Annotated in this window: 23 protein-coding genes; 11 read left to right on the plus strand and 12 right to left on the minus strand. The window is 62.4% G+C overall.

Translation table 11 applies throughout. The annotated features are described in order from the left end of the window. Positions 1-24: 24 nt before the first annotated feature. From BJI69_RS17635 to BJI69_RS17645, 3 genes are all read right to left on the minus strand, one after another. A complete protein-coding gene (locus tag BJI69_RS17635) occupies positions 25-678 on the minus strand; it encodes a DUF3313 domain-containing protein (protein WP_046967777.1) in 654 nt (217 codons plus the stop codon). Between the two features lie 193 nt (positions 679-871). Next, a complete protein-coding gene (locus tag BJI69_RS17640) occupies positions 872-1,057 on the minus strand; it encodes a hypothetical protein (protein ID WP_046967776.1) in 186 nt (61 codons plus the stop codon). A gap of 224 nt (positions 1,058-1,281) precedes the next feature. Beyond that, positions 1,282-3,195 (minus strand): glycoside hydrolase family 76 protein, encoded by a 1,914-nt coding sequence (locus tag BJI69_RS17645; RefSeq protein ID WP_046967775.1) that lies wholly within the window; start codon positions 3,193-3,195, stop codon positions 1,282-1,284. A 363-nt stretch (positions 3,196-3,558) separates the two neighbouring features. Between BJI69_RS17645 and BJI69_RS17650 the strand changes: the two genes are divergently transcribed. Then, positions 3,559-5,730: an alpha-galactosidase D gene (locus tag BJI69_RS17650; RefSeq protein WP_125903102.1), complete on the plus strand. Its 2,172-nt coding sequence runs from the start codon at positions 3,559-3,561 to the stop codon at positions 5,728-5,730. A 122-nt stretch (positions 5,731-5,852) separates the two neighbouring features. Here the strand turns inward: BJI69_RS17650 and BJI69_RS17655 are convergent, their stop codons facing one another. Then, entirely contained in the window at positions 5,853-6,596 is a 744-nt protein-coding gene (locus BJI69_RS17655) for an SDR family oxidoreductase (protein WP_046967773.1), read from the minus strand. 103 nt (positions 6,597-6,699) lie between these two features. On the opposite strand from BJI69_RS17655, the gene BJI69_RS17660 reads away from it, so the two are divergent. The 4 genes from BJI69_RS17660 (at position 6,700) to BJI69_RS17675 (ending at position 11,032) form a co-directional block, all read left to right on the plus strand. After that, complete coding sequence (locus BJI69_RS17660) at positions 6,700-7,611, plus strand: AraC family transcriptional regulator (RefSeq protein ID WP_046967772.1); 912 nt, start codon at positions 6,700-6,702, stop codon at positions 7,609-7,611. After that, positions 7,604-8,137, plus strand: a complete 534-nt coding sequence (locus BJI69_RS17665; RefSeq protein ID WP_046967771.1) for a dihydrofolate reductase family protein — start codon at positions 7,604-7,606, stop codon at positions 8,135-8,137. The genes BJI69_RS17660 and BJI69_RS17665 overlap by 8 nt, the downstream gene beginning before the upstream one ends. Before the next feature lie 134 nt (positions 8,138-8,271). Next, positions 8,272-8,874, plus strand: a complete 603-nt coding sequence (locus BJI69_RS17670; protein ID WP_078023292.1) for a YjfI family protein — start codon at positions 8,272-8,274, stop codon at positions 8,872-8,874. A gap of 166 nt (positions 8,875-9,040) precedes the next feature. Beyond that, the gene (locus BJI69_RS17675) at positions 9,041-11,032 is read left to right on the plus strand and encodes an SPFH domain-containing protein (RefSeq protein ID WP_046967770.1); all 1,992 of its coding nucleotides are present in this window, start codon (positions 9,041-9,043) and stop codon (positions 11,030-11,032) included. A 106-nt stretch (positions 11,033-11,138) separates the two neighbouring features. Here BJI69_RS17675 and BJI69_RS17680 read toward each other — a convergent pair whose 3' ends face one another. Further along, complete coding sequence (locus BJI69_RS17680) at positions 11,139-11,648, minus strand: hypothetical protein (RefSeq protein WP_071925027.1); 510 nt, start codon at positions 11,646-11,648, stop codon at positions 11,139-11,141. Positions 11,649-11,800: 152 nt separating this feature from the next. Between BJI69_RS17680 and BJI69_RS17685 the strand changes: the two genes are divergently transcribed. Further along, positions 11,801-12,490: a TetR/AcrR family transcriptional regulator gene (locus tag BJI69_RS17685; protein WP_046967768.1), complete on the plus strand. Its 690-nt coding sequence runs from the start codon at positions 11,801-11,803 to the stop codon at positions 12,488-12,490. A 25-nt stretch (positions 12,491-12,515) separates the two neighbouring features. After that, positions 12,516-13,028, plus strand: coding sequence for an SgcJ/EcaC family oxidoreductase (locus BJI69_RS17690; RefSeq protein ID WP_052767196.1), 513 nt, complete (start codon positions 12,516-12,518; stop codon positions 13,026-13,028). Here BJI69_RS17690 and BJI69_RS17695 read toward each other — a convergent pair. After that, the gene (locus BJI69_RS17695; RefSeq protein ID WP_052767195.1) at positions 13,009-14,010 is read right to left on the minus strand and encodes a DJ-1/PfpI family protein; all 1,002 of its coding nucleotides are present in this window, start codon (positions 14,008-14,010) and stop codon (positions 13,009-13,011) included. The two genes, BJI69_RS17690 and BJI69_RS17695, sit on opposite strands and share 20 nt — an antisense overlap. A 183-nt stretch (positions 14,011-14,193) precedes the next feature. Here BJI69_RS17695 and BJI69_RS17700 point away from each other — a divergent pair, with 183 nt between their 5' ends. From BJI69_RS17700 to BJI69_RS17710, 3 genes are all read left to right on the plus strand, one after another. Further along, entirely contained in the window at positions 14,194-15,108 is a 915-nt protein-coding gene (locus tag BJI69_RS17700; RefSeq protein WP_046967767.1) for an MBL fold metallo-hydrolase, read from the plus strand. Between the two features lie 189 nt (positions 15,109-15,297). Next, complete coding sequence (locus tag BJI69_RS17705; protein WP_046967766.1) at positions 15,298-16,596, plus strand: ABC transporter permease; 1,299 nt, start codon at positions 15,298-15,300, stop codon at positions 16,594-16,596. Then, entirely contained in the window at positions 16,590-17,843 is a 1,254-nt protein-coding gene (locus BJI69_RS17710; protein WP_244465269.1) for an ABC transporter permease, read from the plus strand. Before BJI69_RS17705 ends, BJI69_RS17710 begins: the two co-directional genes overlap by 7 nt. A gap of 11 nt (positions 17,844-17,854) precedes the next feature. Here BJI69_RS17710 and BJI69_RS17715 read toward each other — a convergent pair whose 3' ends face one another. From BJI69_RS17715 to BJI69_RS17735, 5 genes are all read right to left on the minus strand, one after another. Further along, positions 17,855-19,168, minus strand: a complete 1,314-nt coding sequence (locus BJI69_RS17715; RefSeq protein WP_125903103.1) for a hypothetical protein — start codon at positions 19,166-19,168, stop codon at positions 17,855-17,857. After that, positions 19,129-19,434, minus strand: a complete 306-nt coding sequence (locus BJI69_RS17720) for a hypothetical protein (RefSeq protein WP_046967764.1) — start codon at positions 19,432-19,434, stop codon at positions 19,129-19,131. The genes BJI69_RS17715 and BJI69_RS17720 overlap by 40 nt, the downstream gene beginning before the upstream one ends. Before the next feature lie 131 nt (positions 19,435-19,565). Then, a complete protein-coding gene (locus BJI69_RS17725; RefSeq protein WP_052767194.1) occupies positions 19,566-20,135 on the minus strand; it encodes a 3'-5' exonuclease family protein in 570 nt (189 codons plus the stop codon). Further along, a complete protein-coding gene (locus BJI69_RS17730) occupies positions 20,132-20,749 on the minus strand; it encodes a toprim domain-containing protein (RefSeq protein ID WP_071925028.1) in 618 nt (205 codons plus the stop codon). The genes BJI69_RS17725 and BJI69_RS17730 overlap by 4 nt, the downstream gene beginning before the upstream one ends. A 65-nt stretch (positions 20,750-20,814) precedes the next feature. Further along, positions 20,815-23,271, minus strand: a complete 2,457-nt coding sequence (locus BJI69_RS17735; protein ID WP_046967762.1) for a TonB-dependent receptor — start codon at positions 23,269-23,271, stop codon at positions 20,815-20,817. 153 nt (positions 23,272-23,424) lie between these two features. Here BJI69_RS17735 and BJI69_RS17740 point away from each other — a divergent pair, with 153 nt between their 5' ends. Beyond that, positions 23,425-24,216, plus strand: a complete 792-nt coding sequence (locus tag BJI69_RS17740; RefSeq protein ID WP_046967761.1) for a TOBE domain-containing protein — start codon at positions 23,425-23,427, stop codon at positions 24,214-24,216. Here the strand turns inward: BJI69_RS17740 and BJI69_RS17745 are convergent. Further along, the gene (locus tag BJI69_RS17745; RefSeq protein ID WP_078023301.1) at positions 24,135-25,166 is read right to left on the minus strand and encodes a LysR family transcriptional regulator; all 1,032 of its coding nucleotides are present in this window, start codon (positions 25,164-25,166) and stop codon (positions 24,135-24,137) included. The genes BJI69_RS17740 and BJI69_RS17745 overlap by 82 nt on opposite strands. Positions 25,167-25,236: the final 70 nt, after the last annotated feature.

Genomic DNA, 25,236 nt, shown 5'->3' on the forward strand with positions numbered 1-25,236 from the left:
GGCGATCCTCACTACTGACGATCCTCATGGGTGAAGATTGTCGCTGTCCATACGGCCCCTGAGGCGTGTGCCGGCGGCGTCGAGCACTTTGCCGATGTCCGACCAGGTGAGGTTTTCTTTCTGGATGTCCGCGCCGAGCAGCGGGTCGATCGCGACGGCGATACGTTTGCCGGAGCCGTCGAGTAGCTCCACCTCCAGCGTCGCCGAGGCGATGTTGATGTTCGGACCCGCTGTTGCAGCGTTCTTCGCGGCGCCGATGACGAAGCCGACCGGCGTGTAGCCGAGGATGCCGCGCTTTTTCTTTTCGGCCATCACGTTGGTGATGGCGATGCGCAGGTGGAGTACGTCGGGTCCGGCCGTGTCGACCACGGGATAGGTCGGCTCGAGGTGCTTGACCAGCGCTTTACGCAGGTTCTCCGTTACAGCGGAGAGTTCGTTCGGGTCGATACCCTGGTAGGTGGAATCCTTGGAATACCACACGAGAATCGGATCGATCTGGACCTTGGTCAGCCCCTTCAAGCTGCCGCCGGGCGCCAGGTAGATGAAGGAGCCCGGATGGCGCGCATCCGGCTGCAAGGGCGGGTAGGAATCGAGGAATCCGCTTTGCGGCGGCACGGCCGCGGCGGTGGCCAGCGTAAGGACGAACAGGCCGAGAAGAACGGACAGGGAGGGACGCATGGGGAAACTCCTTGCTGGCTCACGGCGTCGTTGTGTCGCCGACTGCCGTCCAGCTTAGAGAAGCCCGCCGTGTCACGACCCGGTAGGACTACCTAGGCCGACGTCCGTAAGAGTTCGGGTGCCTAGGGGGCCTCAATAAAAAAGGCCTTTCCTCGTTGCGACGGAAAGGCCGGTGTCGCCCGAGGTGTTTTGATCAGGCAGGCACGCAGCGCCAGGTGGCCTTGCCGTTGATGACACCGACGAACTGCGCGACTTGCCCATCCGGACACACCGGCGCATTACTACGGCCATGATTCAGATCGGTGCGGGTGCCTGTGCCAGTGGCGTTGGCGGATACGGCAGCGGCGATCAGAACCAAGCCAACGAATACGATCTTCATATCGACGTTCTCCCTCGTGGTGAGCAAGATGGGATAGTGCGGAAATCCTCGTTGGCTCTACTCTCGGTCGAGCCCAGTTGCAACCGAGAGGTGTCAGGCTTTAACAGGCGCGCCGCGCGGCGCGGTGAGCACCTTGTTGCATAACGGTTCCGCGTAGCCTGCGGCGGCGTGTCAAGGTTGCCACTTGCCGTTATTGCCCCTGACACGCGTGCCCCTTGGTCAACCTATTCGACGATATTCGCCGTCACGTGATACACGCGACCGCCCCAGCCATCGTTCGGAAACGCATCCGACACTTTCAGGTAAACCGGTTTGGAGCCGTCGGCGGCGGCGCCGAGATACGGTGTCAGGTCGACGTTTCGATCGGCCTTGTTCGAGCCATCGGTGACCGGCTGCGATTCTTGCAGCACGGTGGTCCAGTGCTCGTTATCGGTGCTGGCCTGCACCAGGAATTCGGCATCGATGGTGAGGGTGACGTGTGCCGAGGTAGTGTCGGCCGGAAAGGGGAATCGATAGGTGAAGTGCGCATTGCCATCGGCGAAGCGATTCTGCACGCCATTGCTCTGCGACCCGCCGGCATCGAACAGCCACGGATTTTCATTCACGGTGCCGGTATCGAAATCGATGGTGTGCGCCACCAGCACGTCGGCCTGGGTCGTGAAGCGCAGTCCAGCGGCCAGCAAGTTGACGGTGACGAGATGGTGCCCATCCGTCGCCGCCGCTGGCACGGTGACTTTCAACGGTTGAGTCGTGCTGACAGGTAGTGCGTTGCCACGAGGCTGCAAGCGTAGAACAGAGGCGCGCGGCGATGCGTTCCATCCCGCGGGTGCATCGACGGAAGCGATCGCCAGCAAAGGAAAGTACCCGGTCGCCGAGGCGCCAAGCGCGAGGGGAAGGCTGGTGACACCCGACGCGGCCGGCATGACCACCGGTTGCGCCGGTGATAGCGTCGCCGCCAGGGATGCCAAGGGCGTCGGCGTCGGTACGTCGCCAATCAGGGCGCTGAGGGCGCTTGCCTGTGTGCGCCAGTCGAATACGTTGGGGTGGTCGTCGTTGGTCGCGCCCGACCAGCGTGTGCCGAATCGGCCGGCGGCATCGCGGTCGTTCTGCCAGAGGTTGGTGGCCTGCTGGTCGAGGAAGGCTGCGTAACGGCGCTCATGCGTGGTGTCGACGAGGTCGGTCCAATAACGCATGAAGATGCCCTTGAACTGCTTGGCGTTGTCATCGCAGGTCTGATCGGCCGCATCGCAGGTTTCGCTGAGGACACCCTCGGTCACCAGCGCGTCGGGGCCTATCGCGGCATCGGCGAGGCGCCTTACCGAGTTGAGAATCTGCGGATCCCGCGTGGCACGCCACAACTCCAGTCCGGCGCCGATGGCCAGGCCCTGGTTATAACTCCACACGTTCTGGCCGTTGTTGGTACATGCGTTGGTCAGGCCGTCGTTGACCAAGCCGTTGGCATTGATCATTCCGCTGCCCTGGAACCAGGCCCACGCCGTCCTGGACCGACCCAGCCACAGCGTGTCGCCGGGAATCCGGTTGTGCAGTTCGGCGGTGAGACGGATCCAGAGTCCGTTGACGATGGCGTTCTTATATGTACGCTCGCCATCCCACCAGACGCCGCCGCCACAGGTTCCGGTGTCCCAATAGCCGTTCACGTAATCGGCGATGGTCACGGCCATGTTCAGGTACTTCGGGTCGCGGGTCAGGTCATAGGCCTGCAACCAGGTGAGGCCCCACCACTCGGAGTCGTCGATGGCGCGGCTGGTGAAATTGCCCAGCAGCGGATCACCGGACAGCACGCCCGCCGGAAAGACGCCTTTGTCTTTCTCGAAGGTGTTGTTCAGTTGACCGAGATAGCGGCGGTCGCCGGTGCGCTCCATGTAGTCGCCGACGGTTTGCAGCGCGACGGCGGAGTTCCACCAACTGGAGGGAAACCAGGCTTTGTCCGGTTCGTATGAGTTCATCAACACATCGGCGGCGACCCGGGCACGCGCCATGGCCGTCGGGCCGTCACTTTGTCGTAAGGGCAAAGGTGTCTGTTCGGCGGCAGCCGAGGGGAAGGAGACGGCCATGACCGTCAGGCTGGCGACGGCCAGCAGGGTACGAACACGTATGCGCAGTGCGCCGGGCTTCATGATCGGAAGCGCTCCTCTGGGATACCCACGAAGGTCCAATTTAGACGTCTAAATTGGTGAATCGATCGTGCGAATCGGGCGAGTGTTGCAGAGCCGAGTCCATGAAAGTGAGAACCAGGTCAAGGCAATCGTGCGTGCTGCAGCGTTCATCGACGCATGGGCTGCGAATGCTGCGCCGCAGCTTGCGAACATATAATCATTAAATACTACAATTGAATGGTTCGGGGACTTTATGGATTTTCGACAGGCGCCTGACTACAGGCGTCTCCTTCGTCTGCAAGGGAGAGTCGCACCATGCGTTTTCACACGGCTTCGCCGGCACCTCGCGTTGTTACACCGCCACGCTCGCGTCTTCGACGATTCATGCCTTCCCTGATCCACGCGGCGGTTGCCTGCGGATTGCTTTCGCTGGCTGCCAGCGCATCGGCCCAGGTGAATGGCGTGGGTCAGAAGCCTTACCTGGGCTGGAGCAGCTTCAGTCAGCAGACGCTGGACTCGGCCTTCCTTACCCAGGCCAACATGATCAAGCAGTCGGATGCACTGAAGGCATCGGGACTGCAAGCGCATGGGTACACGTACATCAATCTCGACTCTGGCTGGCAAGGCGGATTCGACGCCAACGGGCGTCCGACGCCCGATCCCACGACTTTTCCCGACATCAAGGCGATGATCGACCACATCCACGCCAATGGTCAGAAGGCAGGTATTTACTGGATTCCCGGTGTGGAGCAACCGGCGGTGCAGGCTAATTCGCCTATTCTCGGAACGCCGCAGCACATCACCGATATCCTCGCGGTGCCGTATCGCGCGGGTAACGCCTTCGGTGCCCCGGGAACCTCGCCGTACCACTACAAGATCGATTTTTCGAAGCCAGGTGCGCAGGAATACATGGATTCCGTGGTCGCCCTGTTCGCTTCCTGGGGCGTGGACTTCATCAAGCTCGATGGTGTCACCCCGGGCTCGTACAGCGACGACCTCAGTATCGACAATCGTGACGACGTGGCCGCCTGGTCGAAGGCCATCGCAAAGACCGGTCGTCCCATCTGGCTGACGGTATCGTGGCAGGTCGACAAGGACTACCAGGATGTCTGGACGACGTACGCGAACGGGCGTCGCATCGACGATGACGTGGAGTGCGAAGGTCGCTGCGCCACACTAACCAACTGGCCGCGCATCGAGAAGCGCTTTCGCGATCTCCCCGCCTGGCAGGAGACGTCGGGGCCGAAGACCGGCTGGAACGATCTGGACACGCTGGATATCGGGGACGGCGACCTTGACGGCTTGAGCCTCGACGAAAAGCGTTCGGCCATGACGATCTGGGCGATGGCGAATGCGCCGTTGTACCTCGGCGGTGATCTGACGAAACTGGACGAGACCGGCAAGCGTCTGGCTACCAATGATGAAGTACTCGCCGTCGACCAGTCCGGCAAACCCGCCAGACAGGTGCTTGGTGGCGATCTCAACGTTTGGGTAAGCGATCTGGGTAACGGTCGCTACTACCTCGCGCTGACCAATATGAATGCGACGACCACCGTCGCCCGGCTTCCGTGGAACCTCGTCGGCCTGACCGGTACGCGTCGGATGCGTGACTTGTGGAATCATCAGGAGCTAGGTCCCTCGGTGGGTGAACACGAGGTTGTCTTGCCGCCGCACGGGACGCAGTTGATGCTGGTCGAGGCGTTGCCGGGCCATGTCGCGCCGACACCGACGACCAGCTATGAGGCGGAGCAGGGCGTCCTGAGTGGTAACGCGGCATCGTATGCCTGCCCCGGTTGCTCGAATGACAACAAGGTCGGCGGCCTGGGGCTTGGTGCCAACAATACGGTCAGCATCGAAGGGGTCTACGCGCCGCAAAGCGGCGCCTACCTGATGCAGATCGATTCACTCACCCTTGGCCTGCGCTCGTACCTGTATCAGGTCAACGACGGCCCGTTCCGGACTTTCAACTCCGGAGGGAGCAGCTTCCAGTTGCCCTCGAGCAGCACCGTTCCGGTGTGTCTCCAGAAGGGGTTGAACCGTATCCGCTTCGGCAACGCCGTGAGCTACCCGCCCGATCTGGATCGCATCGTGATCAGTGGTCGCGGTGATGCGCGTTTGCCGAGCGGCACCACGTATGAGGCAGAGGCTGCCACGTTGGGCGGCTCGGTCACCGCGGGCTTCAGCAATTACTCGTCGGGTCTGGCCAAGGCGGGAAACATCGGTGGCGGCAGCGCCAACAACGTGACGTTTACCAACGTGACCGTTCCCTATGCCGGCGTCTACCAGCTTGAGATCGACTACCTTACCCAAGGCCCTCGCTCGTTCTTCCTCTCGATCAACGGCGCGGGTGCAAAGGAGCTGAGTCTTAACGGCAGCAGCTTCGACGATCCGGTGGCGAAGGTGCTGGAAGTGCCGCTCCACGCCGGCCAGAACACCCTCCAGTTCAGCAACCCCAGCGGCAACGCGCCCGACCTCGATCGCATCGTCGTCACCCCGCGCGTTCTTCCGGCCGTGCTCGGCGTTTCCACACAGGCCTGCAAGAAGGACTTGCACTAACGCGAACACGCCAGCTCTTGTAGGAGCCGATTCATCGGCGATCCCGCGGCAGCGGGGCAGGTTGCCGCGAGCACCCTATCGCCGATGAATCGGCTCCTACACAGAGCTGGTTCTCACACTCTTTATTCGGCGGCCCAGGCCCTGGCGTCGGCACCGGCATAGATCCGGAACGGCGCATGGGCATCGGTCACCGCTTGCCACACCGCCTCGTTGACGTCCTCGACCTTCGTGATCGGCGCCGACGCATCCGTCAGGCTCGACATCAGTTGCTGCGCGATAGGCGCGTACGCCTCGTGATCGAAGCCGTGCATGCGCCCGTGTCCGTTCTCCCCGAATCGCGTATCGGGGGCACGACCCGGTAAGACGATGTGCGCACGAATCCCGAACGCCGCGACCTCGGCAGCGAGCGTCTCGGTGAAGGAATTAACGGCGGCCTTGCTCGCCCGGTAAGCCGACACCAGGGGCAGGGGCTTGAGGGTCACGCTCGAGGTGACGTTGACGACGACGCCCGCCTTGCGTTGGCGGAACTGGGGAAGCACCGCCTGGGTGACGGCCATCGTCCCGAACGTGTTGGTTTCGAACACGTCGCGAACCGTGTCCATCGAAAGCAGCTCCACCGGCGCCGCGGTACCGATGCCTGCATTGTTCACGACCGCGTCGATCGGCCCCGCCGCCTCGATAGCCTGGCGAATGCTCGCCTCGTTGGTGACATCCAGGGGGAGGATCCGCAGGCGCGCGGAGGCAGGGAGGAGGTCGGTGCGCGGGCTGCGCATCGTTGCCACCACGTTCCAGTCGCGCTCGAGGAAGTATCGGGCGATCTCGAGGCCAAAGCCCGAGGAACACCCCGTAATCAAGACGGTTTTCATCCGGAAGCTCCATTCATTGCCAGGTGCAATGAGGAGACGATAGGCTGTGCCGGCGGAACTCACTACACTCAGAGGTCCGAATTCCATTAGCAGGAGTACGGATTTGGTCGACCCGCTCACCGAAGTAGTCACGCTGCTCCAGCCGATGACCCGGTTCTCCAAGCAGGTCGTCGGTGCCGGGCCCTGGCGTGTGAGCCGGTCGGAACCGGGCGACCCCTTCTACTGCGTGGTCTTGCAGGGCGGGTGCCAGGTGACGATCGATGATGGTGAGCCGATGGTGTTGTCGTCCGGTGACTTCATCCTCGTGCCGGTCAGCCATACCGTGGCGTTGACCAGTCTCGAGCCGCCGCCGGAAGGCGTGGACTCGGCGCCGCCGGTGTGTCTGGCGAGCGGGGAATTCAGGATAGGCGAGGAAGACCAGCCGCCCGATGTGCGCATGCTCGTCGGGCATTGCAGCTTCGCCTCACCGGATGCCGCTTTGCTGGTGGCCTTGCTACCTCAGGTGATCCACGTGCGTGGTCAGGACCGCCTGGCGACGCTGGTCCAGCTGGTGCGTGACGAATCACGCGAGCAGCGTCCCGCGCGTGAGGCCGTGCTCGCCAGGCTCGTCGAATTGTTGCTTATCGAAGCGTTTCGATTGACCACGGGTACGGGCGCGTCGCCTGGATTGGTACGTGGTCTCGCCGACGCGCGTCTTGCGACTGCCATTCGTCTCATGCACGAGCGGCCGTCTCATCCGTGGACGGTTGCCGATCTCGCCAAGGAAGCGGCACTGTCGCGTACCACGTTCTTCGTGCGCTTCAGCCGTGAGGTCGGTGTTACACCGATGGACTATCTGTTGTCCTGGCGCATGGCGCTGGCCAAGGATCTGTTGCGCCAGGGGCAGGGGCGTATAACGGAAATCGCCGAGCGCGTCGGCTACGGCTCAGCGAGCACGTTCAGCGTCGCTTTTACGCGGCATGTGCGCGTGTCACCCACGCAATATGTTCGGGATCACGGAGCCTCTCATGGCTAAGTTTATCTTCGGCCTGAACCAGTCCCTGGATGGTTACGTCGACCATCAGGCGTTCGGTCCATCTCCTACGCTCTTCCGACACTTCATCGGGCAGGTACGCGACCAGGCTGGAATGATTTACGGCCGCCGCATGTACGAGGTGATGCGCTATTGGGACGACGATTCGGAGGAGTGGAGCGCCGATGAGCGCGAGTATGCCGAGGCGTGGCGAAGCCGGCCGAAGTGGGTCGTATCGCGCTCGCAGGACCCGGTCGGCCCGTGCGCCACGCTTGTGACTGGCGACATCGAATCGGTGTTGAGAAGGTTGAAAGCCGACGTTGACGGAGACATCGAAGTCGCCGGACCGGACCTTGCGCACAGCCTGGGCAAGCTTGGTCTGATCGATGAGTATCAACTGTATGTCCATCCCGTCGTGCTCGGTCACGGCAAGCCCTTATTTGCAGGCCCTCGGCCGCGACTCCGCTTGGTGGCCAACGAGATCATCGATGGGGACGTGGTCCGGCTGACGTATGTTCCAGCTGGTTAACCCACTGAATCTCCTGAAGTCATTGGTGGGACTGTCTCTGCAGCGCAACCTGTAATTGTGTAGCACCGTGGCACGAGAGTAAGTTACGCCTAACGTTACGCCTAACAGCATCCAGAGACGGATCAGGTCCACCTATGCCACCCACCAAGCAAGTCAGTACTGGAGCGGAACGCCAGAAAGCGTTTCGTGACCGGATGACACGGATGGGCATGATGATCCCCAGGATCTACATGACCGAGGGCGAGCAGGGACTGGTCAGGGAGTTCCTGCAACATCACCGCAATGAGCGCACCGATCAGCTGATCGGTGGGATGGATTTGCAGGCCATGAGCCAGAAATGGACGACGCAGCGTTTGTTCGATGCGTTGCAGGAGCACGCCGGTCGCCAGCAGCAGTTGTCACGCGTATGGCTTCAGGCCACACCCGCGTCGATCGAGCTTGCGCTGGCCAGCTACGGCGACCAGCCGGTGCACCTGGTGGTGACCGACTATGAGATTCGCATGACGACCCCGCTGTGCGACCAGCATGCGGTGCGGGATCCTTTGCGTTTCAACGAGGCTTGTCTGCGCCTGGGCCCGAACATGCCGCTGTCGAACGTCGGCCTGGTCGGGTCGCATTACATCTTGTTTGGTCAGCTGTCCGCGCATTCGCCGCTGGCGAATATTGTCGAGGAACTCGACGTCATGGGCCGTAACGTGATCGATGCACAGGCCGAGCTCTCCCACCTGATCGGGTAAGGAAGACAGCCCAACCCCTCTCGAATCATTTCTCTCTGCGCTGCGCAGCGGTGTCGGCCGCCTGCGCGTCGCGTTTCGTGTTGTTTCCGATGGTGTCGCTTCTTGATGTGCCGCGTTAATCCCCCGGTAATGAGCCGGGCTCTTCTACCTACAAGGACATTCAGCCATGACCTGGCTTATTGCTATCGCAGTCGCCGTTGTCGTACTGATCGTGCTCGTCGTTTTATCCAATGTCATCGTCTACATCCCCAACGACCGCGTCGGCGTGGTCGAGCGCCTGTGGGGTGCCCGTTCGGTCAGTCGTGGACTGATCGCGCTCGATGGCGAGGTCGGCTATCAGCCGACGGTATTGCGTGGTGGTTTGCATTACTTCGTCCCGTTCCAGTATCGCGTTCACAAGGTCGACCTGGTGACCATTCCGCAGGGCGAGATCGGTTATGTGTTTGCGCGCGACGGTCATGACCTCGAGGAAGGCCAGGCCCTCGGTCGCACGATTTCGGAAGGCATCGAGGACGTCGCCGTGTTCTTGCGTGCGGGCGGCCAGAAGGGCCCACAACGCACGATTCTTCGCGAAGGTACTTATGCGTTCAACGTCGCGCAGTTCGCCATCATCACGGCATCGCGCGTGCACGGCCTCCTGCTGTCGGAAGAAGAGCGCGGCACCATCGATCACATGGGCAGCGTGTTGAAAGAACGCGGCGGCTTCTCGCCGGTGATCATCGGCGGTCGTCGCGAGAAAGCTTCGGCCGATGCCGACGACACGGCTAACGACATGCTTGGCGTAGTGACGGTACACGACGGCCCGGTGCTGCCGCCGGACGAAATCGTTGCGCCGCGTGTGGGTCAGGACACCACTGACAAGAAGACTTTCCACAACAACTTCCAGAACATCGACGCCTTCCTGCGCGCCGGCGGTAATCGCGGTCGCCAGCATCAGGTGCTGGTGGAGGGTACGTATTACATCAATCGTCTGTTCGCGACGGTGGACTTCATCCCCAAGACCGTCGTGCCGGTCGGCTTCGTTGGCGTCGTCGTTTCGTATATCGGCAAAACGGGTACCGATCGCTCGGGCGAGGGCTATTCGCACGGCGAGCTGGTCGACAGTGCGTGCCGCGGTGTGTGGAAGGAGCCCTTGCTCCCGGGCAAGTACGCGTTCAATACCTACGCCGGCAAGATCCAGATGGTACCGACGACCAACTTCATCCTGAAGTGGACGCCGGAGGTCACCAACGTGCACAAGTTCGACGAGAACCTTTCCGAGGTGTCGTTGATCACCAAGGACGCCTTCGAGCCGCTGCTGCCGCTGTCGGTGGTTGTCCACATCGACTACCGCAAGGCACCGCTGGTGGTGCAGCGCTTCGGTGACATCAAGCGCCTGGTCGACCAGACGCTGGACCCGATGGTCAGTGCCTATTTCAAGAACATCGGCCAGACGCGCACCCTGATCCAGCTGATCCAGAATCGTGCGGATATCCAGCAGGTCGCCAGCGTCGAGATGATGGAACGCTTCGCCGCCTATAACCTGGAACTGCAGGAGGTGCTGATCGGCACGCCGCATGGAAGCACCGGAAACGCGTCGGGCACGCGCATCGATACGCTTCTGAACCAGCTGCGTGATCGCCAGGTGGCCATCGAACAGGTGGCCACGTTCGAACTGCAGGAGCAGTCGGCGGTGAAAGAGCGCTCGCTGCGAGAAGCTCGCGCCAAGACGGACATCCAGGCGGAGCTGACCAACTCGGCGATCCACATCGATATCAAGAAGAACGTCGGTGACGCGAACGTGGTCGAGGCGACCAAGCGTGCGAACGTGATTGGCATCGACGCGGACGCCGAACGTCGTCGACTGACGGCCGAGGGTGATGGCCGTGCCTCGGCGATCGCCGCGGTGGGTAAGGCCGAAGCGGAGGCGATCCAGGCGAAGTCTGCAGCATTGACGGGCGAGGGTGCTCGTTTGCAGCTGATCAATACGCTGGGTGCGCAGTTTGCCGAGGCGATTCGCGACGGACATATCGCCATCGTGCCGAAGATCTCACTGGGCGGTGGCGACGCGGGTGGCAATGGCTTGTCGTCGCTGATCCAGCTGGCGAGCTCGTTGTTGGCTGAGCGCGCGGATGCGGGGTTGTCTGAGGGGAAGGCGTTGCAGGCCTCGCAGGGATAAGGTGACCGGGGCCCGCTTCGGCGGCCACGGTGATCCTCACCTCGTGCGCGTCAGCCTATGCTGCTGGCGCGCACGAGGTCCTGCCGTAACGGGGACCTTTCAGAAACTACGGCTCGAAGCGTTCAGCAACCGCCACCGCACACGCCGTCTGCAACAAATTCCCCACCGGATCGAAGAACTCGACGGTAGCCTTCGGCACGGCCAGCTTGTCCTGTCCCGGCCCCATGGTGATGGTCTGGCTGATCTTCTGCGATTTGACCAGCGCGCCATTCATCGTGATGAAGGCCATGGATGCCGCCGTGTACTCGCCCTTGTGCTTGCCGCGACTCCACACGCCGTGTCCCGGACCACGCTCAGCGGGGTAGAACATGGAATTGGCCGTGGTTTCGGTCATCGTTCCGCCGTCCGCGAAGGTCAGCAGGGATTGGAATGGCGCGCCGATCGGTGCGCCCGATTGGCAATTACGCAGGGTGATCTGGAACTGCCACGTTCCGGACAGGTCGCTCGAGTCGCCTCGGTCATCCGAGTCGTGGGCCGTCACGGCTGAGGTGCATGCAAGCGCGCACAGGCCGATCAGCGTCAACGCTGCCGGCAGCATTCGAAGTTTCGCGTTCATGATGTTTCTCCACTGAATGATTTCAACGGAGCGAGAACCCACCCTGTGCCGACTGATCCGCGGCGTTACTTGCCCTGGCTTCCTGCCATTTATGACAACCTAGTGTCTTTATGGCACTCTTGTGCCACAAACACTAATGCTAGAGTTTCGCCATGTCAATCTCCCCAACGAACGATTTTTCGGCGGCCGGACTGGAGAAGGGGCGTAGCAGCCAAAAGCTCCGCACCCGTCGTGCGCTGCTGGAAACCGCGGCGGCCATGATTTCGAAAGGTCAACGTCCCACCGTGACGGAAGTCGCCGATGCCGCCGCGATTTCCCGGCGCACGGCGTATCGCTACTTCCCCACGCAAGTGAAGCTCATGACGGAGGCGGCGCTGGAGGGCTTGCGGCCTGCCATGGAGGCAGCGCTCGAGTCCGCCCCTGCCGGTACGACCAGCGGTGCGGTCGAAGCGCGCGTGGATGCCCTGGTCGAACAGATGCAACGACTGGCCCTGGCCAATGAAGCCCTGCTGCGCACGATGATCCACGAAACGGTCCTGCATTCGCCGGACGACAAGCAGCCCCCTCGGGGCACACGTCGGGTCGAGTGGATCGACGCGGCCGTGAATCCTTTGCGTACGCGCCTGGGACCTGCCGCTTATTCGCGCCTTGTGTCGGCATTGGCCCTGACGACGGGTATCGAGGCCATCCTGGTGCTGCGCGACATTCGTGGGTTGTCGGCGACGCAAGCCGTGCAGGTCAGTCACTGGATGGCGCGTGCCTTGCTCAAGCAAAGCCTCGCCGACCGCGATGCCGAAAGGCGCAAGGCGCGCGATAAGCGGCGTAAGGTAGATGGGGTGTAATCAACGGGTTATCGGGAGATCACTCATGACAAGCAGGTTCTTGTTTTCCATCGCCGCTGCAGGCGCCATGGTTTTCGCCACACCGGGGCACGCCGATGCACTGGCCGAGAAACCGCTACGGGCTTCACTCGACCGTCTGGCGAACGCGTGGAATACGAGCGATGGCGCCATGTGGGCTCATGAGTATTGGCCCGAGGGCGAGCTGGTCAATATCCTCGGCGGGGTGATGCCCAACGCCGAGGCTATTCGCGAACGCCACACCGCCGTGCTGGAGGGCCCCTTCAAGGGCAGTCACTTCGAAAGTACGGTGCGGCGCATCCAGTTCCTCGATCCGGACGTGGCGATCGTCGATACCGATATACGCGTGACGCACTTCCGGGCTTTGCCACCTGGTGCGGTCGCCACATCGCCGGGTGTGCTGCTGACCCGCATGAAGCATGTCTATCAACGCCGCGACGGCACGTGGCGCATCATCGCCTCGCAGAACACCGCCGTGCTACCGACGGTGGACGCGCCGCTTACTTCCGGGCCTGGGTAGTACCTGGAGCGGCTAACAGCAGCATATCGAGATCGTAGTGCGACACATCCGCACCCGGTCGCGTGGCAAAGCTCAGCGTGACGTCACGGTTCTCCTGCCGACTGGTCCAGCGATGCGGACCGGCGGCTTTCCAGAGACCAGTCTTCCGCACACCGACATCGAGACGGTCGAGCATCTCGGCAGCGGGCGTCGCCGTCTGTACGTGGTAATGCGTCTCCCACTTGTCCAGATCGCCCACGGACACATACTCGTCGAACTTCGCGTCCTTCGGCCAGTCGACACCGGCCTGTACCTGCTGCTTGGTCAGATAACGATCGGCCAGACGCGAGCGGACGAAGCCACCGTCGGGCTTCCAGTCGTACTCCAGCCGCAGGGCGACCGTGCGCGCTTCGTCGGTCCCGCGGACCTTCGCGACGACATGGAGCGCGGCGTCGATGCCTGAGGAGAGGCCGGCTGACGTCACCAGCTTGCCGTTATCGGCCCAACGCACGTCGCGAATCACCTGGATCTTCGGGAAGGCCTTCGCCAGTTCGTCGATCCGTGGCGTGAACGTGGTCGCCTTGTCACCATCGAGCAGTCCTGTGGCGCCGAGGATGAAGGCGCCGGTGCAGATCGAAAGCACTTGTTTCGCCGATACCGAGCGCTGGCGGATGAAGTCGAGAATGCGCGGATCACGCTGCGCGTCGGCGACATCGCCACCCGGAATCATCAATACGTCGAACGGTGGGGCGTTCGCAAAGCTCGCGTCCGGCGTGACTTTCAGTCCCATCGCCGTGGTGACCGGCTTGCCGTCCGGCGACACCGTGACCACGCCAAAACCGGCATTGCCAAAGACTTCGTAAGGTCCTGCGAAGTCGATGATCTGCACGCCGTCGAACATGACGATGCCTACGCGAACCGGCGGGTCCGACATCGGCTCGTGGGCAGCGAATGCGGGCAGGGCAGACAACATGGCAACGAGCACCAGCAGATAGCGACGCATGGGTGATTCCTTTCCCTAGGTGGTGCCGCACTTTAATGCATAGGACGAAACATCCGCGAGAGCCGAAACATTGGTGCGCAGCGGGCAACATCGTGAGCCCCCTCCGATGCCTACCGGGGCCTCCTGCCGAAACCTAGGATGGAACTCCATCCATTCCCACGCCGTGGTCAGCAGGAGAGCAAGATGAGCGCAGTACACAGTCTTCCCCACACCGTCGAAGCCGCATCGGCCGACCTGGTTCCGTCGCGTTACGCCGTACGAATCGGCGAGATCGACGTCATGGTGATCAGCGATGGCGTTCTGCCCATCGGGTTCGAGACGATGTCGACCAATGTCGATCCCGCAGGGCGGACCGCCTGGCTGGACAACAGGCTCCTGCCGGAAACCTTCGACTGGGCCGTGAACGTCGTGGTTATTCGTAGCGGTGAACAAACGATCCTGGTCGACTCCGGCCTCGGCGGCGAATTCGAGGGCTTCCCGCGCGCCGGACAGCTGGTCAAGCGACTGCAGGCAGCCGGGATCGCCCTCGACGCCCTGACCGACATCGTCCTCACCCATCTGCATATGGATCACGTGGGCGGCCTGCTCGGCGCAGGCGTGAAGGAAAAGCTGCGTCCGGACGTGCGCATCCATGTGGCAGCCGCCGAACTGGCTTTCTGGGAAGCGCCCGATTTCTCCCGAACGGTCATGCCGTCGCCGATTCCGGACGTGCTTCGGGCGACCGCGAAGCAGTTCCTCGCCGATTATCGCAGCCGGATCCAGGCGTTCGACGACGAATACCAGGTCGCCCCGGGCGTCATGGCCCGCCGTACCGGTGGTCACACGCCCGGCCATTGCGTGGTTCGTGTCACCTCGGGAGGCGACGCACTGACGTTCGCCGGCGACGCTCTGTTCCCGGTCGCTTTCGATCACCCGGATTGGCAGAACGGTTTCGAGCACGATCCCGAAGAAGCGGTCAACGTCCGCCTCCGACTGTTCCGCGATCTGGCAGCGACCGGCGAACTGTTGGTAGCGACGCACCTGTCGTTCCCCTCGGTCGGTCGCGTGGCAGTCGACGGTGACGCGTTCCGTTGGGTGCCGGGTTACTGGGACTACTGAGCACTTCCGGAGCGGCCTTCCGGGAAGGACGCGGCGTCTCGGACGCCGCGTCTTCGTTTGTCCGGCTGTCCGGCGAAGATTGTCCGCGGACACACCAAAGGTCACGTGGATCGGTATTAGGTGGCGTTGGTCTGGTTCTTGCTAAAGTCCCCGCACACGCAACGATTTGTGCGTGACGATAGGGATTTCATGCTTGCCTACCACTTCAGGCTCGGACTGCGAAGCCTTCGCCGCAACCCGTTTCTCACGGTACTGATGGTGATAACCATCGGCATCGGTGTCGCCTCGTCCATGACGACCTATGCGGTCTTCCGGGCGACGTCGAAGAATCCGATTCCAGCCAAATCGTCCCGCCTGTTCATTCCGCAGATCGACAGCTGGGGACAGACCGCCAGTGCCGGCGACGATGGCGAGCCGCCGGATATGATGAACTACACCGACGCGATGGCGTTGATGCGGGATCGTCGGGCACGATTCCAGACCGCCATGTATCCGATCGATGTTTCGGTGATGCCCACACCGCAGTCACGCCTGCCTCTTCAGGTGAGCACGTACGCCACGTACGCGGGCACCTTTCCCATGTTCGACATACCTTTCCTGTTCGGGAGTGCCTGGTCGTCGGCGGATGACCAGGCGCATGCCGAGGTCGCGGTCATCAGCCGGTCACTCAATAACACTTTGTTTGGCGGTGAGAACAGCGTCGGCAAAGCGCTCGTGCTCAATCACCACACTTACCGCATCGTTGGCGTGCGGGACAGCTGGAATCCCCAGCCACTTTTTTACGATGTGAAGATGCTTGGCGCTTTCGGCGAGGCGGCCCAGGTCTTCATTCCGTTTACGACGGCGATCGACGCCCGGATACCCACCGCCGGAGCCAACCTCTGCAAAACGAGTTCCGACAGCGGATGGGACACCTGGCTCGCATCCGACTGCACATGGATCTGGTTTTGGGTCGAACTACCGGATGAAAAAAGCGTGGCTGGCTATCGCAGCTATCTCGACGGCTACGCTGCGGAACAGAAGCGGGCAGGGCGTTTCCATTGGGCACCAAACACACGCCTTCGCGATGTCATGCAATGGCTCGACTACAAGCAGGTGGTTCCTGCGGAGTCGAGAATTTCGCTACTGATCTCCCTGGGCTTCCTGATCATTTGCCTGGTAAACACCGTGGGGCTGTTGTTAGCCAAGTTCATGCGACGGGGGCCCGAGATCGCTGTTCGTCGAGCACTGGGCGCTCCCCGAAAGGCGATCCACGAACAATTTCTCATTGAGGCAGGGATGGTCGGATTGGCCGGCGGAATGCTAGGGCTTGTGTTGACAGGGGCTGGGATGACCGGCATCGGCCTGGTGTTTGAGCCGGCGATTGCACGTCTTGCCACATGGGATGTGTCGCTGGTCGCGCTGACGGTCGCCGCTGCGGTACTGGCCACGGTTCTGGCAGCGATCTATCCGGCCTGGCGTGCTGCTTCGGTAAAGCCAACGTGGTGACCGACTTCGTGAGCCGCTTGCAGGTCGGACCTATCCTGAGCGCCCTCAAGCGCCACAAGGCAGGAACGCTCCTCATCATCCTGCAGATTTCCCTGACGTTTGCGATTATCTGCAACGCCTTCTTCATCGTCGAACAGCGCATTGATCGCATGTCCCGGCCGACGGGCATGATCGAGACCGACATGCTCACTCTTCAATACCGGTGGGCCGGCGTCGACGCGAGCCTCATACCCTCGCTGACTAAGGCGGATCTTCGAGCCCTTCGCGAACTGCCGGGCGTTGAAGACGCGACACAGGCCGGATCCTATCCGCTGTCGGGACACAGTTCGACCGAGGGGATTCGCATCGACCCGGGCGCCGAGGCACGCATCGCACTGGCTGCGGAATATTTCACCGACGAACATGCTCTGGCCACGATGGGCGCGCGATTGATCGCCGGCAGGAACTTTCGAAAGGACGAGGTCGCATTTATGGATCCGTCGAAAATCACCTCGCCTGCCCAGGTCATCATTACCAAAGCCCTGGCGGACAAGGTCTATCCAGACGGCTCGGCGCTCGGCAAGCCGATCTACGTCGGAAATAGCCATCCGTCGCCGAGTACGGTTATCGGCATTGTCGAACGCCTCCAGGCGCCGTCGCCCACAGCGAGTTTCTCAGACGATGCGATCCTGGTCCCGCAGCTCCTTTCGGAGGGATCAGGCAACTACCTTGTCAGGAGCCAGCCAGGGCAGCTTGCGGGGCTGATCCGGGAGGCACCTGCCGCTCTGACCAGGCTCGACAACATGCGCGTGTTCCCGCCGGGCGAAGGCATTCGCACCTTCGAGGCGGTTCGCGCGCAGGCGTACAAGGTCGATCGTGGCATGGCCGTGCTGATGACGTCGATCTGTGGGCTTCTGCTCGTGACGACGGCCGCCGGTATCGTTGGCCTGTCGAGTTTCTGGGTGTCGCAACGCCATCAGCAAATCGGCATGCGCCGAGCACTCGGTGCTACCCGGCGCGACATCCTCCATTACTTCCTGACCGAGAATCTATTGATTGCCTCGGGCGGCATTGGTCTGGGCATCGTCCTCGCCCTGTCACTCAATCTGTGGATGGTCGTCCATTTCGAAATGCACACCCTTCCCGTGAAGTATGTCGTGCTAGGTGTGATTGTCATGCTGGCTCTCGGCCAGGGTGCCGTATTGACGCCTGCCTTGCGGGCATCGCGAACCTCACCGATCGAGGCGATTCGGCACACGCGAAACTAGGACGCCTTCGATCAGTCGCGGTACAACTTGCACACGCTGCTCAGCACCACGAAGAAGCGTCCATTGCCCATCGGCTTGACGACGACGCCATCTATCACCTGGCCATCCTGCTTTACCGTGACATCGGCTTGCAGAATGCTTTTGGCGTGTGTCTGCACCTGCTCGTAGTCCGTCCACGTGTACATGGTGTTCGTCGAAGGCTCGTAGGATGCTCCGGGATGGGCGCGAGTCGTCGTCGCATCCCCTTGGAAGATCGCCATGATGATGTACCGGCCTGGCTTGAGGCGGGTGAACTTGAAATCGCCCTTGAAATTCGTCTTGCCATCGATTCGCGTATCGAAGATGCGCTTGTCGATATCCACTCGCACCTTGTCACCCTTGTAGCGATTGGCGTCGATCAGGTCGATCGACTGCTTCAGGTACGTGCTGTAGGGAAACAAGGTGATGGGCTGGTTGGGGGTGGTCTGCTGCTGACCGGCGACGTGACCGCACGTGAAGCCGCTGATCGTCGCGGTTCCTTCGGCAAGCGCGCTGGGGTCGACGTCGGCCGAATTGAATGTCGACTTCGGTGTGACGACCTTGCGGTCGTCGGCCACGTCAGGTGCCGCACCACGATCATTGGGGTTCCTGGCGAAGGATGCCTGGGGGCTGGCTGCTGGTGCAGCAACCCCGGTGACGTTCGCCTGAGCGGTGGCAACGGCATCGGCGACAGACTGTTCTTCCGTCATGCCGCCATTGAGCCTGGCGAGCAGGGGCAAGGCCAGGGCCGCGTTCTGCGCACTTTTCTTGGCGCTGGCGTTCACCGATTGACCCTTCAGGTCGGCCGCATCGAAGAACGAACAGACGTTGCCTCGCGCATTGGCCGCGACCACACCTTCCTTGAGCTGGAACGCGATGATGGCCGAGCCGGTCTTCGGCGACACCATCAGCACGATAGGAAAGCCGCGTGCGGCCGTTGTCGCCTTCTGCGCCACCAGCGTGGTCATCAGGCCATCGGCCGCGACCTTGGTGTCGCCTATCGCCTGGAAATGGATCTTCTCTGCGCTGGCCTTGAGACTGGCCATGGCTTTATTGCTGTCCAGCCCGTACAAGCCAACAAAGCTTTGATGGACCGTGCCGCCGCCCGTGGCGGGCGTCGCCGTGTAGTTCTGCTCGCATTCCGTCGCGGCGTGGGCTGCCAGGCCCACCATGGCAGTCGCAGAAACAAGCGTCCGTGCCAACAACATCACTGATCGTGAAGCCATGCAATCCTTCCCCTTAGCCATTATCTCCGTGAGCGCGGAGATTAACGCAGTTTGGGCCGCCATTGCGTTCGGAGCTCGCAAAGGCGCGCCTGGCTGGCACCGCGTAATTCGCCCTGCGTCCGATAGCCACTGCCGCGCGGAATGAAAGGCAGCACACACCATTGCGACACGCCTTCGGCGAGGCAGAAATCTGCCATCCAGTCCAATACCCATTCACCGCCGGCGACGACCGTTGTCTGGATCCCGGTGGGAATGCCAGCCGCCAGCAGCGAACGCAGGTGCCCCGTGGCGAGGTCGAAGGCCTCACGGCCGACGACCGCGTCATGGTGCGTACGGTCGCCGTGCAAGCTCAGCTTGACCCGCGTCCCTGCTGCACGCAGCGCCGGGATAAGGCGGTCGGGCAGGGCGATCGTTGCAGTACCTCGTGATGCGGAAGCAAACCATGGCGGGCAGTTGCAGTTTCATGAGGCCCCGCGTCTCAGCGCCTTCGGCTCTCGCTGAGCATGTTGCAAAACAGTGCGCCCTGCTCGATGGCGTCGTCAAGCGCGACGTGGTTGTGTGGAAGATCGTCGAACCAGCGCTTCGGCATGGCGTTTTTCGTGCTTCGCCGATAGTCCTTGCGGAGCAGAACCATGGCCATGGTTTTCATGTCGAGCGCGGAGAAACTGAAGGGACTTCGCCCCGCGAAGCGGATCAGGTACCAGTACACGAACATGAAGTCGAACGCGGCCGGATAGCCGACGAAGACCGGCGATCCCGGTAGTGCCTCCAGCCATTGGACGTAATCCGTCATGACCGACTGCGGTGAACGCGGGTCGCGGCGCGCTGCCTGCCAGGCGTCGGGGTGCTGCTCCCACCAGGCAAGCGTGTCGGGGTGGCCCTGCGCGCCGGGCAGCAACTCGAGGTTTGCCGTAAACGTGCCTAGCAGCGTCTTGTCGGCGGCGTAGGCGGCCGATGCAAAGCTCAGCATCGAATGCGGTCCAGGAATCGGTCCGTCGACTTCGACGTCCGTGCTCACATAAATCTCGGGACGGGAGGGATCGCTCATCGTGTTGTCGCCTGGATAGTTTCGTTGAGCCAATGAGCAAGGGCAGATGGCCCGCGCTTGCGCAGCGCCGTGTTCCAGTCCTTGCAATGGGGCGGTGGTAACAGACGACGAACGGTAGAGCGCGACAAGCGCTCGATGTAATGCATCACTTCGTGTTCGCCCGGCGCATTGGCATCGAAGGCAAGCCACACGACGCGCATCGCGCAGACGTCCGGCAGCCACGGTGCCCAGCGCCCTACGGTAGCGATGCCGTCCCACCCGCATACGGCCAGTGACAGGAGATCGAAGATGCCTTCGACAAGGATCAGTGGCTCGGCACGCCAGCCGGCGCCCGAGGTGGCCACGCCGCCGCCAGGACCGATCGTGAACATCTTGTCCTGCCCCCGCGCCGTTTCCAGGTAACGGCCATGCACCGAGGCCAGCTGCGCGTCGCGGTCGACCATGCCGAACAGGACAGCAGCCCGGCCGTTCCAGTCAGGATCGAAACGCAGGCCGGCGGCATCGGCGATGGCCAGGGGAATCCCCCGTCGCTCGACATATCCCTGTCCGGCCGTGCCGGCGAGTGGCAGGGCATGAGCGAGACGCTCGTGCGGTTGCTCACCGGAGCGGGGCATCGTCGGGGGATCGCTGTGTGCATGTGGGAACATGTCGCGAGCCGGCTCATCGTCGGCCCATCATGCTAGAAGTGCGCGCGTAGCGTCACCCCCACCAATCTCGGATCGCTGGGCTGACCCAGGATCAGGCCGGAGTTTCCGGTCTGGACCGTGAGTGCGGTGATGTAGTTCCGGTCGAAGAGATTGCGCGCGAACACGTCGACTTCCCAATTATCGTTGAAGCGGTAGCCAATACTTCCGTTGACGACCGCATAGCCGGCGATCTTCGTGTAGATCGAGTTGGCTGTGTCGGAGTTATAGCCGCTGCGTGCGCTGGTATCGGCGTGGACGAGGAAGGCATCGTTGCCGATCGGCAGCTCATAATCGAAGCCGATCGATCCCGCCCATTTGGACAGGCCGGCCAGGGGCAGGCCGGTGAGTACATAGGCACCGGGAACATCGGGATTGCCCCGCGGATTGGAGGTCTTGATGGCCAGGTTGGCCGGCGGATTCAGCGGCTGGCAACCGCCAGCGGCGTTCGGGTTCTGCCATTCGAGCGGGCACGGGCCTTTCGGGTAGTCCGTGTACTTGCCATCGGCATATGCAAAGGACGCGCGCAAGGTGAAACCCGTGAAGAGCAGGGCGGCAAAGTCGCCCTCGACGCCTTTCACCGTGACTTTGGGGATGTTCGCCGGGTAGGTGCGCAACGCCGCCGTTTCGGTACTGGAGGTGACGTTGGCCTGGTAGTTGCCGACTTCCGTGTGATACGCGGCGAGATCGAACGTGGCGCGGCCATCCCACCATGCTGACTTGATGCCTGTCTCCCAGGTCCTGTTGATCTCGTCCTTGATCACGGCGGTGGCCAGCGCGGGATTGTTGGCGGCATCCAGCGGAAGGCCGGACATGTTGAGGCCTCCGGATTTATAACCGTAGGCGTAGCTCACGTAGCCCATCAAGGCATCGGTGAACTGATAGGCCACGTTGACCCGGCCCGACGGATTGCCACCGCTATCGGACGCGCTGTAACTCTGCGGGCGGAACAGCGAAAGCTTGGCGTTGTCCTGCACCGAACCGGGTGTCGTCGGCAGACCACCGGAGACAGTCGTTGAATACGTGCCGTTCTTGTCTTCGTAGGTATAGCGCAGGCCCAGCGTGGCGGTCAGACGATCGGTGAGCTTGTAGTTCGCCTCGCCGAAAGCCGCATAGCTCTTCATCCGGTAGTGCGAGTTGCCGAACTGGCCGTAGCCGTCCGCGAGCGCGTCGGGCATGCCGGGGAAACTCGTCGTGCTGACCAACCAGTACGTCGCGGCCGGGCCGTAAATGCTGATCGGCTTGCCGTTGATTTCCTGGGTGTAGAAGTAGAGGCCGCCCACGTAGCTGAAAGGACCGTCACCGTTGGAGGCGACGCGGAATTCCTGGCTGTACTGGTCCTGTCGCGAAGGGATGCGCTGGACCGTCTGGATGGGAACGCCGATGTAGTCACGGTCGTTGGCGACATCCCATTTCCAGTAACGCCAGGCCGAGATCGAGGTCAGCGTCACGGCACCGACGTTCCAGTCGGCATTGAGCGAGACGCCGCCATCCTGGGTATCGATGTGCAGCGGTGCGTCGATGTCGGTCAAGCGATCGTAGACGTTACGGCTCGGCGGCACGTACGCCGGGAATCCATGCGCGGGAAGGTTGGCGGCAAGGCCATTGAACTGCCTGGCGGCGCCGCGCAGGCTGCTGCCGACGCGAAGGTAGTTCTGTGTGCAGCAATCCGAATCGAGGTTCGAGACATCGCCGATCAGCCGTACATTCAGGCTGTCGTCCGGCTTGAACAACAGCTGGCCACGCAAGGCGTAGTTGTTGATCTCGTTCTCGTCCTTGCCGGTGGTGACGTTGTGCAAGGATCCGTCTTTCTCGGTGAACTGCGCTGAGAAGCGGCCCGCGACGGTCTGCGTCAGCGGCCCCGAGACCGTACCCTTTGCCTGCAGAAAGCCCTGGTCGCCGTACGAGATCTCGCCGCTTCCCTCCGGTGTAAAGGTCGGCGCACGGCTGGTGATATTGATCGCGCCCGCCGTGGTGTTCTTGCCGAACAGGGTTCCCTGCGGCCCACGAAGCACTTCGATGCGATCGATATCGGTGAAGTCGAACGCCGCCGTCGCGGGACGGCCGTGATAAACACCGTCGACATAGAAGCCGACACCCGGCTCGATGCCATCGTTCGCCGCGCTGACCGACAGGGTGTTCGAGCCCAGGCCGCGAATCGTATACGCCGTATTACGCGGGTTGGCGGAGTTGTAATAAAGGGAAGGGACGAGCTGGCTGAGCTGCTGGGTGTTGACCGTGTACGAGCGGTCGAGCCATTCGCCGCTGACCACCGAGACGGCCATGGGGACCTTCTGCAGATTCTCCTCACGCTGGCGGGCGGTGACGGTGACACTGCCAAGCGTCGTGACGTCCTTCGTGTCGCCGGTAGCCGTGGGACCGCTCGCCACCTGCGCGGTGACGGCAAATACCGGACATAGCAGCGCCACGGCGCCGAGGACGAGCCTCTTCATGGTGTCTCCCCTGCAATATAAAGTGGACTATATAGCGAAAGATCGAGGCTACAAGAGGCATCCCGTCGGCGGCCTGTAGATTCCTGCGCCCCGTTTGGACGCAGCACCCGTGCGGGGCGCTAGACTGCCTCCGTCCTACGAATCGGTAACGACATGCTCCAGTACGAAGGCTCCCTGTGGCTCTCCGATGGCGCTCGGCGCTGGGGCGGCCCGGACCGCGTGGAACTGCTGACCCAGGTGGGACTCACCGGGTCGATCACCGCTGCCGCGAAGGCGGTGGGGATGAGCTACAAGGGCGCCTGGGATGCGGTCGAGGCCATGAACAACCTGGCGGACGAGCCGCTCGTATTACGTGCCACCGGCGGTAAGGGCGGTGGCGGGGCGAGACTTACCCCGCGAGCCGAGCGCCTGATCGCTTCCTTTCGCAGCATCGAATCGGCCCACCGCCTGTTCGTCGAGCATCTGGCCTCGCTCGGCGACGAGGCGACCGACGACATCCATCTCTTGAGGCACCTGACCATGCGAACCAGTGCGAGGAACCAGCTTGCCGGCGTTGTCGATCATGTCCAGCAGGGTGCGGTCAACGACAGCATCGCCATCCGGACCACGGGCGGCACCACCCTCATCGCGACCGTCACCCGTGAAAGTACGGACAGTCTTGCCCTGGCGGCAGGGCGACCTGTGATCGCGCTGGTCAAGGCGAGCTGGGTGATGCTCGGGCTGCCGGGGGAGGGGCGCCTATCCGCTTCGAACCAGCTTCCCGGCAAGGTCGAACGGATTCATCCGGGTGCGGTGAACTCCGAGGTGACGGTAGCGATCGAAGGGGGAGGAACGATCACCTCGATCATCACCAAGGAAAGCGTTCAGCAGCTTGGTCTTGCCGAAGGCGTGGACGTACTTGCCATCTTCGACGCGGCGTCGGTCATCGTGGGCGTGACCGACTGAATGCCGCGAGTCTGAGCTTCGGCCAGCTCGCGAGCATCGAGTACGTGTTCCGAAGCGTGTCCCAGCCGCTCCGCGACGAGATCGATGAAGGAGCGCACGCGCGACGGCTGCGCTGCGCGGCTTCCGTAGTAGACGTACACGCTCATGTGGTCGGCGACGTGCCCGGTGAGCAAGGGAACGAGCCGCCCCGCGCGTATCAGCGGCGCCACCGAAAGGTTTGCCAGCAGGCCGATCGCGTGGCCCGACAACACGGCCTCGATCTCCAGCTCGGCATCGTTCGTCGATAGCGATGGATTGAGATCCAGCGAGATCACCTCGCCATCTCGCTTCAGCAGCCAGGGCAGGACGCGACCGCTGGCCGAATGTCGCAGCACGCTGCAGCGATGCAGGGTCAGCTGTTCGATCGACGTCGGCGCGCCATGAGCGGCGATGTACGACGGTGCCGCACAGACGATCAATTGCATGGCGAAGAGGCGCCGAGCGGCGACGCCGCCTTCCGGCGCGGAACCGATGCGAAAGCCGACGTCGGCGCGGTCGTTCACCCAGTCACCGACGCGGTCGTCGAGCTTCAGATGCGCTTCGACCGCAGGGTGAAGGTGGCAGAACTCGTCGATCAGTGGCCATAACAGGGGCTTGAAACCGTACCGCGGGGCGACGATGCGTAACGGCCCGGCGATCTCGTCTTTGGACGTGCGGACGCTATCGATGGCACGCTCCAGGGCAGCCAGCGCGGGTTGCGCCCCTTCCAGGAACTGCTGGCCCTCGGAGGTCAGCGCGATGCTGCGCGTCGTTCGGTGCAGCAGTCGTACACCGAGCCGTTGCTCCAGCATCGCGAGCGACTTACTCGCTGCCTGGGCGCTGATGCCGTGGGCCGCCGCCGCTCGTCGGATGCTGCCCAATGCCACCGCCTTCGTGAAAAGGTCGATCGCACGCATGTCGTTGACGGCCATCTGGCGCCTCGCATCTGGAAATTGGCAGGCACCAGTATCAATCACAGGTTGCTAGTGGAGCAATGCCAGA

The sequence above is a fragment of the Luteibacter rhizovicinus DSM 16549 genome (genome assembly GCF_001887595.1).
Lineage (GTDB): Bacteria > Pseudomonadota > Gammaproteobacteria > Xanthomonadales > Rhodanobacteraceae > Luteibacter > Luteibacter rhizovicinus.

Bases quoted from the DNA above. Each gene is read 5' to 3' on its own strand.
- BJI69_RS17690 (WP_052767196.1), top strand. From the start codon at position 12,516: ATGACAAGCAGGTTCTTGTTTTCCATCGCCGCTGCAGGCGCCATGGTT.
- BJI69_RS17700 (WP_046967767.1), top strand. From the start codon at position 14,194: ATGAGCGCAGTACACAGTCTTCCCCACACCGTCGAAGCCGCATCGGCC.
- BJI69_RS17650 (WP_125903102.1), top strand. From the start codon at position 3,559: ATGCCTTCCCTGATCCACGCGGCGGTTGCCTGCGGATTGCTTTCGCTG.
- BJI69_RS17695 (WP_052767195.1), bottom strand. From the start codon at position 14,010: ATGCGTCGCTATCTGCTGGTGCTCGTTGCCATGTTGTCTGCCCTGCCC.
- BJI69_RS17725 (WP_052767194.1), bottom strand. From the start codon at position 20,135: ATGAGCGATCCCTCCCGTCCCGAGATTTATGTGAGCACGGACGTCGAA.
- BJI69_RS17670 (WP_078023292.1), top strand. From the start codon at position 8,272: ATGCCACCCACCAAGCAAGTCAGTACTGGAGCGGAACGCCAGAAAGCG.
- BJI69_RS17740 (WP_046967761.1), top strand. From the start codon at position 23,425: ATGCTCCAGTACGAAGGCTCCCTGTGGCTCTCCGATGGCGCTCGGCGC.
- BJI69_RS17665 (WP_046967771.1), top strand. From the start codon at position 7,604: ATGGCTAAGTTTATCTTCGGCCTGAACCAGTCCCTGGATGGTTACGTC.
- BJI69_RS17735 (WP_046967762.1), bottom strand. From the start codon at position 23,271: ATGAAGAGGCTCGTCCTCGGCGCCGTGGCGCTGCTATGTCCGGTATTT.
- BJI69_RS17730 (WP_071925028.1), bottom strand. From the start codon at position 20,749: ATGCCCCGCTCCGGTGAGCAACCGCACGAGCGTCTCGCTCATGCCCTG.
- BJI69_RS17685 (WP_046967768.1), top strand. From the start codon at position 11,801: ATGTCAATCTCCCCAACGAACGATTTTTCGGCGGCCGGACTGGAGAAG.
- BJI69_RS17675 (WP_046967770.1), top strand. From the start codon at position 9,041: ATGACCTGGCTTATTGCTATCGCAGTCGCCGTTGTCGTACTGATCGTG.
- BJI69_RS17745 (WP_078023301.1), bottom strand. From the start codon at position 25,166: ATGGCCGTCAACGACATGCGTGCGATCGACCTTTTCACGAAGGCGGTG.
- BJI69_RS17635 (WP_046967777.1), bottom strand. From the start codon at position 678: ATGCGTCCCTCCCTGTCCGTTCTTCTCGGCCTGTTCGTCCTTACGCTG.
- BJI69_RS17705 (WP_046967766.1), top strand. From the start codon at position 15,298: ATGCTTGCCTACCACTTCAGGCTCGGACTGCGAAGCCTTCGCCGCAAC.
- BJI69_RS17640 (WP_046967776.1), bottom strand. From the start codon at position 1,057: ATGAAGATCGTATTCGTTGGCTTGGTTCTGATCGCCGCTGCCGTATCC.
- BJI69_RS17645 (WP_046967775.1), bottom strand. From the start codon at position 3,195: ATGAAGCCCGGCGCACTGCGCATACGTGTTCGTACCCTGCTGGCCGTC.
- BJI69_RS17655 (WP_046967773.1), bottom strand. From the start codon at position 6,596: ATGAAAACCGTCTTGATTACGGGGTGTTCCTCGGGCTTTGGCCTCGAG.
- BJI69_RS17680 (WP_071925027.1), bottom strand. From the start codon at position 11,648: ATGAACGCGAAACTTCGAATGCTGCCGGCAGCGTTGACGCTGATCGGC.